Here is a 12,261-nt window from a genome sequence, read left to right on the forward strand (position 1 = left end):
CATGCGATGGGTAATGGCTTTTATCTGCGGTGTGGTGTTTGGCCTTGGCTTGTTGTTGGCGGGCATGGTTAATCCAGCCAAGGTAATCGGCTTTCTGGATCTGGCAGGAAGCTGGGATCCATCACTCGGGTTGGTAATGGTGGGTGCTATCGGGGTGGCACTTTTGCCCATGCAGTGGAGCAGCAAACAAACACGCTCGATGCTTGGTTTGCCGATGCAAATGCCTCGGATGCGGGCACTAGATCGGCAGTTGGTGGTGGGCAGCCTGGTATTTGGTGTCGGTTGGGGTATTGCCGGTATCTGCCCGGGGCCTGCACTCGCCCTGGTGTTAAGTGGCCACTGGCAAATACTAGTATTCGTACTTGCGATGTTGGTGGGAATGGCGCTCTTCAGCCTGCTTGAAAGCTGGCGTGCTCGTTAAAGATCCATGAGTGCCATCGTGTCTCAGCCTTGAGAGAAGGGGGCGGATCCTTTACTGGAGCAGCAATCCAGCCCACATCGAAGTAATAATCGCCAACTGACCGACTATGACATAAGCGGCAAATTTTGCGCCCCCGCTGATCCAGGCTAGAACACATTTGGTAAGTGTATTGCTGCTCATTGCGGTCAGCGCGGGCACCGCAATGTCGGCCATTGATAGTTGCCCGGACTTTACCACCGACGCGATAGATGCTGCCGTTGCGTGAGCATCAGCCAGGCCGCTAAATACCGACGCAATCAGTACACCATTGTGTCCAAAGGCATGCAGCAGTGCCGAGGACAGCAACGTGATGCCCGTTACGGCCACAGTCACAACGAGGGCGACCTTGAGATTGAAAGCACTGTCGCCCACTTGGGTTGCGGCCTGCACAAGCGCAGGGTTCCATGGGGCGAGGAGCAGCGAACCATATGCCACTGTTGTGAACGCAGCCAGCAAAATAGAAGCCCATAATTCCCCCAAAAAAGCCGGATCGACTGTACCCAGCACCAGACCCAACATCGCGATAGTCGCTAGGTTAGAGAATATCGCTGCGGCGCTGAACGCTTTGACAGACGACTGTTCACTTCGGGCCAGATGTCCCATCAGGGCGATGGTCGCCGAGCCTGAAGCAAACCCAGATGCGATGGCACTGAGGGTATAGCCATAGCGCTTGCCTACCACACGTAAGGCAATATGACCCAATGCCCCAGCCCCCATCAGCAGTACGGTCAGGGTACAGATTGTGCGGGGATTGATGGCACCAAATGGGCCGACGAAGCGATCGGGTGCCAAGGGGAGAATGACCAACACGGCTATCAGCAGTACCAACCCATCGCGGACTTCGCTTTCAGTCAGTTGATTGCGGACAAATCGATGCAGTTCTTGCCTGAATGCGAGAACAACCGTAAGCACGACCCCGACAGCGACAGCCAGTTCGGGCTGGTCATAACTCAAGGCGCCGAGTAGCAAGACGAAAAGCAGAGCAATTTCACTGGTGATGCCTGGATCCTTGCCAGAGTGTTTCCAGTAGGCGACTGCAACGATGATTGCCAGGGCAATACTCATGATGGCGACCAACATCGCACCCGCGACGGCCATGCATACGTAACCCAGTACAGACGTGATGGCAAAGGTTCTAAGTCCGGCAAATGCACGATGCTCCCCGGTACCTTTTTTGCGTTCACGCTCCAGGCCTACGAGCATACCTATACCCAAGGCAGCGGCGAGATGGGTAATGTCCAGGGTTTCAAGCATGACAGCCGCATCGATGTGCGGGGTAGGGCAAGTGTCGAGGCTGCTTGGGATGGGCTGAAATACATCCCGACTTACTGATTTGCCGCTGGGCCTTTACCGTAGCCATGTTCTAGAGCCTTCAAGCCAGGCAAATTCAAAATTTCCACTGTACGTCCGCTGAACTGCACTATGTCCAGGTGGCGCAGGTGTGCTATGCATCTACAGACGGTTTCAAGTCTCAACCCCAGGTAGGACGCAATGTCATCTCTCGACATGCGCAAAACAAAGCTATGGGCGGAAAACCCGCGTTCTACGTATCGTTTGGACAAGCCTAGTAGAAAGCTGGCCATTCGTTCTTCTGCGGTGAGGTTGCACATCATTAAAAGCCGCTTATGCTCTCGAACAATTTCACTGCTGAGCAGCCTATTGAGGCTTTGTTGTAGGAACGGGAACTCATGGGCTAACGACTCCAGGCGTTGATAAGGAATAAGGCAAACTTCACTGTCCTCAAGAGCAAACGCACTGCATACATGCCGGTTGGTGCTGATCGCATCGCACCCCATTGTGTCTCCTGGCATCCAGAAGTTGGTTACCAGCCCTTGTCCTTCCGCATTTGCAAAGCAAGTCTTAAAGCTGCCGAGGCGTACTGCATAGAGGTATTCCAACGGGTCGTTGGCGTGATACAAGCCGTAACCTTTCTTGATCCGTATGCGCTGCCTGATCAGCTCACTGAAACGGTCGTTTCCGTGTTTGCACAAGCCAGTTGGAAGACACAACGAACCGACCCTGCAATCCAAGCAAGCCGCCCTGTATGGGTTTACATTAATCGGTGATACCACTCCTATGGGATTACGTTCCTCTAGGTCAGCGGCGACGTTCAGGAGGCTATGCATTTCTCACCTCCGATACCGGGGTAGCAGATCCTGATGGGGCAATAGGGTCATGCAGGTCGCGATTTATGAGCTTGCCAGGTACCAGAGGATAGCTAGCAATCATCGCCAGGGAGTGTGGGGCGTTCAATCGAGTATTAAGTCGATCAACGAATGCTGTCGCTTCGTCAATACTGCGAAAACTCACCATCCATACGTCTAGGTGAACCCACCAACGGTTTTGACGTGGATTATTTTCAATGTAGACGTTCATTGATGCTACTCCGTAATCGATGCAGTGGAATGCAAAGGACGCCGGTTTTGTGAGTGCTTTCTAGGTACGCTGAATACCAACAAACCCTGATGGTAATTGAGAGTGAAATGGTCAAGATCCATTGACGGCGGAATGGTTCGTGAAGAACTAAACCACCCACACTCAGATGAGATAGCTGTCATCGAGGCGTCGGCAGCATCCGGCATCACCCAACCGCTTAAGGTGAATTGCTGCGTTGTAATCCCAATCTGCAAGCTGTCGATACCTACAGACTGCAAGTCCGCGGTGACGATGAACTGATCCCCGATGTTCCTGGCGAACAGGACAGGTTGGTAGGGCAATCCCACTTCGCGGCGCAACATGAGTTCCAGGTCTGGGGCGCGGTAGCTCCGTTTGCCGCCGACGAGACCGAGCAAGCGTTTTCTAGTCTGGTTGAGCATTGCACCAGGGGCTAGTCGCGGCAGGATGGACAGAAGGAGTAATTTGAACATTTGACGCGCTCCACATTCGATCGAATCAGGAACGGCGTCCATGCCATCAGGTGTTCAAGCTGCTAAAAGCACGTGTAATTCAGGGCGTAATGGCTACTTTCATGACACCGTCCCGTTGATGTCCAAATAGTTCGTAGGCGGCTTCAATGTCGTCCAACTTGAACCGGTGCGTCACCAGTGGCGCCAGATCAATGCGCCCGCTGGCGATGACTTCCATCAAGCGTCGCATACGCTCTTTGCCACCTGGGCACAGTGTGGTCACGATGTTGTAGTCGCCTAGGCCAGCAGCAAAGGAATCAAGTGGAATGCGCAAGTCTGAAGAGTAAACGCCAAGGCTGGATAAGGTTCCTCCGGGACGTAGCACCCGCAGCGCTGATTCAAATGTCGATTGGGTTCCAAGTGCTTCAATCGCGACATCGACCCCACGGCCGTAAGTTATCGCCATGATCTGCTCGACGACATTGCCTTGTGTGAAGTCGATTACGTGTGTAGCACCTAGCTGACGGGCAACGGTCATACGCGTATTTACGGTATCGACACCGATGATCGTGCCTGCACCTTTCAAGCGGGCACCGGCCACCGCGCAAAGACCAATGGGCCCTAGCGCAAATACGGCGACCGTATCACCGATTTTTACATCACCCCGTTCTGCACCGCTGAACCCGGTAGACATGATGTCTGGGCACATCAAAACTTGTTCGTCACTAAGGTTATCGGGAATCAGTGAAAGGTTGGCCATGGCGTCAGGCACCCGAACATACTCGGCCTGACAGCCATCAATCGTGTTGCCGAACTTCCAACCACCAATAGCTTTGAATCCATGAAGGGTGCCCGGCCCATCCTGAGATGAGCATCCACACAGGCACGCATTACTGTGGCCGCTTGGGGTTATTGCGCCAGCAATGACCCGCTGTCCTTCGCTAAAGCCTTGAACCTGGGCGCCGAGCTTTTCAATGATACCAACGGGTTCATGACCTATGGTCAGCCCTTTGGCGACAGGGTATTCACCACGGAGGATGTGGATGTCGGTTCCGCAGATCGTCGTGGTTGTGAGCCGCACCAACGCATCGGCGGGGCCAATGTCCGGAATTGGCTTTTCGTCCAGTACTATCCGGTTTTTCTCCACAAAAATTGCAGCTTTCATGGTAGCCATGGCAGCGGTTCCTCTTTGGGATCGTGGCATTCACTTCTGCTTAGCGTGCGCTGAAAATCATCGAATCAATTGACTGGGATCAAGGAATCAAATCCATTTTTTGTAGTTAGGTTACCGTGCGTCGGACTGCGCCGATGGTCGTGTGCTACACCCAATCGCCGTGTCCTTTTGAGGTGGTGTGCATCCGATTTTGATGCAAGTCAAACACACAGCCTTGGACGGATGCAGGATGGTGCGTACCTACTCATCGCTTAGTGCGAGGTGTGTCATGTCCGACTATCAACGCTTGTTGTTCATCGCCCCCCCTTTGATGCAGCGCACTGACGCCTTTGACCGTGCTGCTGCTTTGGCAAAAGCCAAAGGCATTGCATTACATATAGTGGCTTTTGATTACCTTGAGGGGCTTGCCACCGCAGGGCTGGTCAATGAACAGGCACTGGCAGCGATGCGCCAGGCCTATGTCGAAAAGCACCGCCAGTGGCTTGAAACCCAAGCCGTACCCCTGCGTAGGAACGGGCTTACGGTAACCACAGAGGTTGTCTGGGTGAACGATGTCCTGGATGAAATCCTGACCCATCTAAGGGAGCAGCCGTTTGCAATGGTGGTCAAGGACATAGAGCATGAGTCGCGCCTGATGCGGGCGATGTTCACGACACTTGATATCCGGCTGTTACGGGAGTGTTCGGAGCCACTGCATTTTGTCGACAAGGCCAGCCATGCTATGCCTCGCAAAGTCCTCGCTGCCGTTGACCTATCGCGTCCAGAGGATCAGTACCAAGGGTTCAATGACCGCATCATCAATGAAGCGTTGAAATTGGCCATGCAATGTAAGGCGCAGGTGGAGATCTTGTATGCCTATGATCTGACCTCTATGCAAACGGATGCGGAGAACCTCGGGCGTAAATCATTTTTGTTTGGCTCAAATGTTGCCGAAAGTTTGCATGAAGCCCAAAGCGATGCCTTTCGCGAGCTGGCTGAGCGCAACGGCATTGATCCGGAGAGTTGCCATATGATCATGGGCGACCCAGCAAAAGTCTTGAGCATCTTCTGCGAAGCCCAAGGTACCGATATCGTAGTGATGGGGCGGGTGCACCACCGTGGTTTAGCCAAGTACATCGGCAGCACGGTTGAAAGGGTACTTTACAAAATGCCTAGCAGTGTCCTGGTCATCACCCCGGAAACTCCGGTGGTCTGATAAAGAACCTGCCTCAGCGCGGTTTCGGAGCTCGGATAATACCGCGCGGAGGTAAATGATCATCCATGTAGGTCGAGCTCATGGATGATCTCAGTTACATCTCCAGCCAGGTAGCGTGAGGAAAAACCGAGTGTTTTCGCAAGTCGATGCATCCCGTAGTTGTTTGAGAGATCACGTGAAATCATGTGCTCATAGCCATTGCTGCGTGCGGCGCTGATCAGGTGATTCATTAACAGTCTACCCAAGCCTTTGCGCTGCCATTGCTCGCTCACGGCAACCGCACACTCGCAGTTCTTGCTGTCGGGGACTGCCGCATAGCGGCTTTCGCCGATTTCACGCAGTTGGCCACCGTCATACATCAACGCGACGTAAGCCATGCGGTGGTGGTAGTCCACATCCATCAACCGTTCGAAAAACGATGATGCCTCCCCGCTAAACCCTGCTAGGAAGCGAAAGCGTCTCAACTCGTATGACACATGCCCTACAAACTCATGATCCCTCTCACGGTCGGGCTCACGCAGTGGTCGAATCAGTACAGGAGTACCGTCGTTCAACGACTCTATCCAGTGTTCCTTGGACAGATCGCCAAAATCGATATCGTTATTCATCGCGCTCTCCGGGCTTACAGTCATCAAAGGGAGCTTGCCGATTACTGTTGTACTGCTCACCAGCATCCTCGTTCTGACTTGAATCAAGTTCGTTGCGTGTCGCAGCCTTTCTGATCTGAATCAAGTCTGAAGCGGGGTCAAGGCACAGAATTTAGTACCTGAGCTTCGATTCCCGGTAGGCGATGACATGATTGGAGGTTTGCGATGAGTCAGTACCAACAATTGTTGCTGCTTGCCCTGGATGCCGATTTGAACTCGCCAGCGGCACAACGCGCCAAAGCGTTGGCTAAAACGACGGGGGCAGGGTTGCATGTCTTGGGTTTATTTGAACCTCATGGGCTTAGCAACTGGCGAGAAGAAGTAGAGGTTGAACAGCAAATCGCCGAGCAGTTCTCACGATACCGTGATCGATTGACGGAAACGGTTGGGGCAATACATATAGACGATGCGTGCGCTACCAACCAGGCAGCATTGACCGACGATCCCGTCAAGGACGTGGCTGACTGCATTCACACGCTTCGTCCCGACATGGTCATCAAGGACATTGATGAGGTTTCAGCGCTCAAGCGGGTGTTTGGGGTCTCTTTCGATAGCGAGCTGATGCGCGCCAGTCCGGTACCTGTACATTTTGTCCAGCATGGCAATGTGCCTCTTCCCAACGTAATCCTCGCAGCCGTCGATACGGCCAATTCGGAGCAAGGAAACGACTTCAATCACAAAATAATCCGCGCAGCCACGGCCATGGCGCTGCAATGCAATGCTCAGTTGCACCTACTTTCTGCCTATGACATTTCACCAATCTTTGTTGCCGATTCGAATGCGGCTTTGGACTGGGTTGAGGAGTTAATTGCTGTGTTACGCGAACCTTATGATGAACTGGCCGACTTCTACGGCGTTGCTGTTGAATGTCGACATTTTGTCCAAGGGCCGCCAGTGACCGCTATCAGCGATCTGGTGCGCGATTTGGCTGTTGATGTTGTGGTTATGGGGATAGTGCAACCTAAAGGCTTGGGCAAACTGCTCGGTGATACGACAGACCGGATAGTGAATTCGGCACATTGCAGCGTACTGGCAGTTAATTCCAGCAACTAGAGCCCTCCAGCCAGCTATCGAGGTCAGAATCATGCAGCTCACATTTCTCGGTGCGACGGGTACGGTTACCGGAAGCAAGTATCTACTCCAGCACAACTCGACGCAGGTGCTTGTCGATTGTGGACTGTTCCAAGGATACAAGCAGCTGCGCTTACGCAACTGGCAATCTTTGCCTATACCAGTGGATGAAATCGATGCGGTAGTCCTTACCCATGCGCACCTCGATCACAGCGGTTACCTTCCAGTTCTGGTTCGGAATGGGTTTCGTGGGCCTATTTATGCGACTGCGGCCACTTGTGAGCTGGTGAGGATCCTGTTGCTCGACAGTGGTCGCCTACAGGAAGAGGAAGCCGACTATGCAAACCGACGTGGCTACTCCAAGCACCACCCCGCCCAGGCGCTATACACGGAAGAGGAGGCGAAGCGAGCACTTGCACATCTCCGCCCACTGGAACTACATCACTCGGTTGAAATCGTCGACGGTCTGCAGGTCTATCTTCGTTCTGCAGGTCACATTTTAGGTGCCGCGACTGTCGAAATAAATGCAGGAGGCCAAACCATTGTGTTTTCTGGTGACCTAGGGCGCCCCAACGACCCTATCATGCGAACCCCGGAGCTGATCGAGAACGCAGACATTCTTTTGGTCGAATCTACGTATGGTGACCGACAGCACCCGAAGGAGGCTCCTGAGACGTATCTCGCCAATGTCATTAATCAAACACTGCTAAGGCACGGCATCACCCTGGTTCCGTCATTTGCCGTTGGGCGTGCGCAATTATTGATGTACTACCTGTATGCGCTCAAAAGAGAGCATCGAATCCCAGACATTCCGGTTTACCTCAATAGTCCAATGGCATCAGATACCACCGCGCTGTATCAGCGCTTTCACCAAGAGCATCGCCTGTCTGCCGAGGAGTGCGCAGCGATGTGCCGTAGCACCCATATCATTCGTACAGTCGACGAATCAAAACACCTTGACCAGCTTCGCGACCCTGCGGTGATCATCGCAGCCAGTGGCATGGCAACCGGGGGTAGGGTACTGCATCACCTGAAGGCGCTGGCTCCCAACCCGCGCAATACGTTGTTGTTTTCTGGGTTTCAGGCCGGTGGTACTCGCGGAGCGGACATCACTGCTGGAGTTAGGACAATCCGTATGCACGGTGAGGATGTCCCTATACGCGCTCAGGTTTCTGCCATGGAGAGTCTGTCGGCGCATGCCGATGCTGATGAAATCATGCAGTGGTTGCGAGGCTTCAAGAGGCCCCCTCGGCATACCTTTGTGGTGCATGGTGAACCCCATGCAGCTGATACGCTGCGGCGCCGAATCAGCCTTGAGCTTGGTTGGTCGGTCTCGGTGCCAGAGCACCTTGAAACCGTAGAGCTTTAGTTGCCCAGCACCGTATAGCCTACTTTGGCACGGACTAATGTGAGGGTATTGACCATGAACGCAACCAGTAAAGAGAAGCTTAAAGCCTGGTTGAAAAGGCCACGAGCTAGCTTCGGCATAATTGCTGGAGTGGTGAGCTTCGTAGTGTTGGTATCTATTGCCGGCTGGTTCGATGGCGCTATTGAATTGCTTACGGCCAAGCCCTGGATCTTACTGGGCTTTGTTGCGATCAGTCTGTGCGTTGGGGGCATTGTGCAACATCGTTACACCCTGCTTGTTGGTAAAGCTATTTTCAATCCTGGTTCTACAGGGTGGCGGCATAAGGTTGATCGTATTTCGACCTACGCTAAGGAATCGAACTTGGTTTTGTGTTTTCTGATAACCATAGGGGTGGGGTATCCCACAACGTTGTACTACGCGGCTCGATCAATTCGTACCATCGTTGCTGCCTGTGAAACGAACCTCAACGATCAGCTTGCGTTCCCGGGGGAGGATGGGAGGTCGGTATCTATTTCTTCGCCCATCTGCTTGTGTTTGTCTGAGGTATTTCTGGACAGAAATGGTGTATTGCGGCTCGCCCTGTTCAACACTTCAGTCTTTGAAGTAAGTGATTTCCAAGGCATCACTGAGGAGGACGAGCAGCAATGTTTGAACCGTGTGATTTCAGGTGAGCAGTCTGCAGCTTCGCAGCGCTCATCAAATCAATGAAAGGCGATGGATAACCTGGCAGGCATCGCTGGGATCACGCGCAGTCGAAAAGCCGAAATCACGAGCTAGGTCATGCATCGCCGTATTGGCCGCCGAGTCGATTGAGTACATCTCTTGGTACCCATTCGCCCGAGCCTTATCGATTAGGTGGCTAAGTAACAGCGCTCCTAGGCCGCGATGCTTCCATTGATCATCAACGGTAACCGCGCACTCACATTCATCTGGCTGGGCGCCTGCTGCATAACGACTGATACCGACCTCTAGGAGTTCGCCTTTGACGTGTGCCAAAGCCACATATGCCATTTTCTCCCGCTGATCGACGGTCATCAACTGATCAAGCATGGCTTCTCCTGGCTCTTTGATTTGGCACAAAAAGCGAAAGTGTCGCGACTCTGGTGAAAGACGCATGATGAAGGCCCTTTCTCGCTCGCGATCCTCTGCCCGCAGAGGTCTGATGAGGACGTGCCCACCATCCTTTAGCGGCTCGATCCAGTGTTCGCCTTTTTCAGGAGGAAAGGCGGGAGTAGATGGTGTTTGCGCGTTAGATTGAACAGGTGCCATGGGATTTACTCCGACGGGATGGAGAGGTTCGTAAATCACCATTCTTATCTACACCTGCCGGGGCGCCCCCGTTTGATGTATGTCAAACATGAGTCTTCCCAACCAATTTACGGGTGGCTACTTTCAAGGCTTTGTCCGACGGGAGCCCAGGCACTGGGCCCACCGATGGGAGACTGATTGCGAATCCGAGAGTATTACTTGAAGGGTAGGTCTAACGTTGCACGCATACCTCCCTGACTACGATTTTCTAGCGTTATCTGCCCTCCCATACGATCTGCAATTGTTTTCACGATAGCGAGCCCCAGTCCTGCTCCCTGGTCATTACCTCGACTATAGAAACGTTCAAGGAGCCGGCCATGCTCGGACTCATCGATACCCGGGCCGTCGTCTTCGACAGACAGTTCGTAGTGGTCGCCTTTTCTACCAAGACGCACCATGATCAGGCCGTGTGCCGGAGAAAAATTTGCCGCATTGGTTACCAGATTGTTTAACGCAATATTAATGGCAGTCGGATCAACTCTGACGTTGTAGGTGTCGTCGCTGACATCGAATACCAGTTCAAGTCCCTGGCTCAGCAGCCAAGGCGTCAATTGAACCAGGCTGTCGCGGACGGTGGCTGCAAGATCAATGGTTGATGGCGTAGTGGATACTGATTGCGGCTCGATGCGAGCCATCGTCAGCAACTGGTTGACCAATCGACTGGTACGATCCACACCTGCAATCAAATGCTCTAGTGACTCGCGCCGACTTTCTTCACTCTGTGTTTCCAACAAGTTCTGGGCATGTACCTTTAGCACCGCCAGGGGGGTGCGCATTTCATGCGCAGCGTCGGCAATGAAACGTCGCTCACGCCCAAGCACTTCCTGAATTTGCGCCAGCATACGGTTGAGCGCTGCCTGCATTGGCTCCAGCTCGCTCGGAAGGGGGGTCAATTGAAGTGGCTCCAGTGACCCGCTGTGTCTAGCACGAAGGGTAGAAGCCATATTCGCGAGCGGCCTGAGACCCCATCCAATGGCAAGCCAAACCATTGCCGCAAGAATCAAGCTGCCCAAAACGTTGGGCCACAAGGTGTGGCGCACAATACGCTCAACGAGGTCAGCTCGCACATCATCGCGCTCGCCCACCCAAATCCGCATACCGTTGCGTTTGTCTTCCAGCATGAAAGCGCGCCAATTCCGATTGTTCAGATCCACGAAATCGCTGAAACCGGGCTTGCCAGGCAGGGTGTGAAAAGAGGGGGCGCTCGCCGTATGCACAAGGAGCTCACCTTGGCTGTTCCAGACTTGGAACGCGATTTTGCTTTCATAAGGATGTCCGTCGACTCTGGGTACGGCTTCGCCTAATGCTGTATTGAAGGCCTGATAGAGCTCGGCGTACTCCTTTCTCTGTAGCGGCATGCGCATGACACCCTGTAGAAGCCGTGCGTTTTGTGCGAGCTGAGCGTCGTAGACTTCCGTAATTTCGTAATTACTGTCGTGAAAATTAAGCGCACTGATCACCGCAAACCCCAAGAGCATCAAGCCGATTATCAGGGTGAGTGTGCGACGTCGGATTGACGTCATCGACGCTCCTCCACCAGATATCCCACGCCGCGAACTGTGCGAATCAGATCAGTCGAGAACTTCTTGCGCAGGTGATGGATGTGTACTTCCAGCGTGTTGCTTTCGGCTTCTTCGTTCCAGCCGTACAACAATTGCATCAGTTGATCTCGGGTCATCACGCGACCAGGGGGTGACAGCAATTCATGCAGCAACTGATATTCCTTGGGTGTCAGGGCTACAGGCAGGCCCTGGTAGCTGACTTGCTGAGTGCCAGGGTTCAGACAGATGCCCGCATGCTCGATCAACATCTGTGCTCGCCCGGCACTGCGGCGTAACAAAGCACGTAAACGGGCCTTCAGTTCGGCCAGGTCGAACGGTTTGATCAAATAGTCATCGGCGCCTGCGTCCAGCCCTGCGATACGGTCTTCTGTTGCATCACGGGCCGTGAGGATCAGCACCGGCAGGTTGGAACCGCTATAGCGCAGGCGACTGAGTACTTCTAGTCCGTCCATACGTGGCAAACCAAGGTCAAGCACTGCCAAGTCGAAGGTCTCACTGAGCATGGCGTGCAGAGCACTACTCCCATCCTTGAGCCAATCGACAGTGTAACCTTCACGCCCTAGCGCTTGATGAATACCCTCGCCCAGGGCGACATCATCTTCGATCAGTAATAAACGCACGCAAACTCC

13 protein-coding genes are annotated in these 12,261 nt (G+C 53.5%); 5 read left to right on the top strand and 8 right to left on the bottom strand.

The window, feature by feature from the left end:
* The first annotated feature begins 1 nt into the window (after window position 1).
* The gene (locus LOY34_RS12960) at window positions 2–421 is read left to right on the top strand and encodes a DUF6691 family protein (protein WP_115086608.1); all 420 of its coding nucleotides are present in this window, start codon (window positions 2–4) and stop codon (window positions 419–421) included.
* 51 nt (window positions 422–472) lie between these two features.
* Here the strand turns inward: LOY34_RS12960 and LOY34_RS12965 are convergent, their stop codons facing one another.
* The 4 genes from LOY34_RS12965 to LOY34_RS12980 form a co-directional block, all read right to left on the bottom strand.
* On the bottom strand, window positions 473–1,714 hold the full coding sequence (locus LOY34_RS12965) for a DUF4010 domain-containing protein (RefSeq protein WP_195884046.1): 1,242 nt from the start codon (window positions 1,712–1,714) through the stop codon (window positions 473–475).
* Window positions 1,715–1,785: 71 nt separating this feature from the next.
* A complete protein-coding gene (locus LOY34_RS12970; protein WP_195884047.1) occupies window positions 1,786–2,586 on the bottom strand; it encodes a helix-turn-helix domain-containing protein in 801 nt (266 codons plus the stop codon).
* A 255-nt stretch (window positions 2,587–2,841) separates the two neighbouring features.
* Window positions 2,842–3,327: an Hsp20 family protein gene (locus LOY34_RS12975; RefSeq protein WP_195884048.1), complete on the bottom strand. Its 486-nt coding sequence runs from the start codon at window positions 3,325–3,327 to the stop codon at window positions 2,842–2,844.
* Between the two features lie 79 nt (window positions 3,328–3,406).
* Window positions 3,407–4,480, bottom strand: coding sequence for an NAD(P)-dependent alcohol dehydrogenase (locus LOY34_RS12980; protein WP_195884049.1), 1,074 nt, complete (start codon window positions 4,478–4,480; stop codon window positions 3,407–3,409).
* A 268-nt stretch (window positions 4,481–4,748) separates the two neighbouring features.
* Between LOY34_RS12980 and LOY34_RS12985 the strand changes: the two genes are divergently transcribed.
* Window positions 4,749–5,675, top strand: a complete 927-nt coding sequence (locus LOY34_RS12985; protein WP_258665029.1) for a universal stress protein — start codon at window positions 4,749–4,751, stop codon at window positions 5,673–5,675.
* 59 nt (window positions 5,676–5,734) lie between these two features.
* On the opposite strand, the gene LOY34_RS12990 is transcribed toward LOY34_RS12985, so the two are convergent.
* Complete coding sequence (locus LOY34_RS12990; RefSeq protein ID WP_195884051.1) at window positions 5,735–6,283, bottom strand: GNAT family N-acetyltransferase; 549 nt, start codon at window positions 6,281–6,283, stop codon at window positions 5,735–5,737.
* A 204-nt stretch (window positions 6,284–6,487) separates the two neighbouring features.
* Between LOY34_RS12990 and LOY34_RS12995 the strand changes: the two genes are divergently transcribed.
* From LOY34_RS12995 to LOY34_RS13005, 3 genes are read left to right on the top strand one after another with little or no spacing between them, the layout of a single operon-like run.
* Window positions 6,488–7,375 carry a universal stress protein gene (locus LOY34_RS12995; protein ID WP_195884052.1) on the top strand — a complete coding sequence of 296 codons (888 nt, stop codon included), beginning with the start codon at window positions 6,488–6,490 and terminating at the stop codon, window positions 7,373–7,375.
* 31 nt (window positions 7,376–7,406) lie between these two features.
* Window positions 7,407–8,762: an MBL fold metallo-hydrolase RNA specificity domain-containing protein gene (locus tag LOY34_RS13000; RefSeq protein ID WP_195884053.1), complete on the top strand. Its 1,356-nt coding sequence runs from the start codon at window positions 7,407–7,409 to the stop codon at window positions 8,760–8,762.
* Window positions 8,763–8,816: 54 nt separating this feature from the next.
* Window positions 8,817–9,470, top strand: coding sequence for a hypothetical protein (locus tag LOY34_RS13005; RefSeq protein WP_195884054.1), 654 nt, complete (start codon window positions 8,817–8,819; stop codon window positions 9,468–9,470).
* On the opposite strand, the gene LOY34_RS13010 is transcribed toward LOY34_RS13005, so the two are convergent.
* The 3 genes from LOY34_RS13010 to LOY34_RS13020 form a co-directional block, all read right to left on the bottom strand.
* Window positions 9,459–10,031 carry a GNAT family N-acetyltransferase gene (locus LOY34_RS13010; RefSeq protein WP_195885996.1) on the bottom strand — a complete coding sequence of 191 codons (573 nt, stop codon included), beginning with the start codon at window positions 10,029–10,031 and terminating at the stop codon, window positions 9,459–9,461. The genes LOY34_RS13005 and LOY34_RS13010 overlap by 12 nt on opposite strands.
* A 194-nt stretch (window positions 10,032–10,225) precedes the next feature.
* A complete protein-coding gene (locus LOY34_RS13015; RefSeq protein WP_195884055.1) occupies window positions 10,226–11,593 on the bottom strand; it encodes a sensor histidine kinase in 1,368 nt (455 codons plus the stop codon).
* Window positions 11,590–12,252, bottom strand: coding sequence for a response regulator (locus LOY34_RS13020; protein ID WP_195884056.1), 663 nt, complete (start codon window positions 12,250–12,252; stop codon window positions 11,590–11,592). The genes LOY34_RS13015 and LOY34_RS13020 overlap by 4 nt, the downstream gene beginning before the upstream one ends.
* Between the last annotated feature and the right edge of the window lie 9 nt (window positions 12,253–12,261).

Source organism: Pseudomonas sp. B21-009 (assembly GCF_024749345.1).
Classification (GTDB): domain Bacteria; phylum Pseudomonadota; class Gammaproteobacteria; order Pseudomonadales; family Pseudomonadaceae; genus Aquipseudomonas.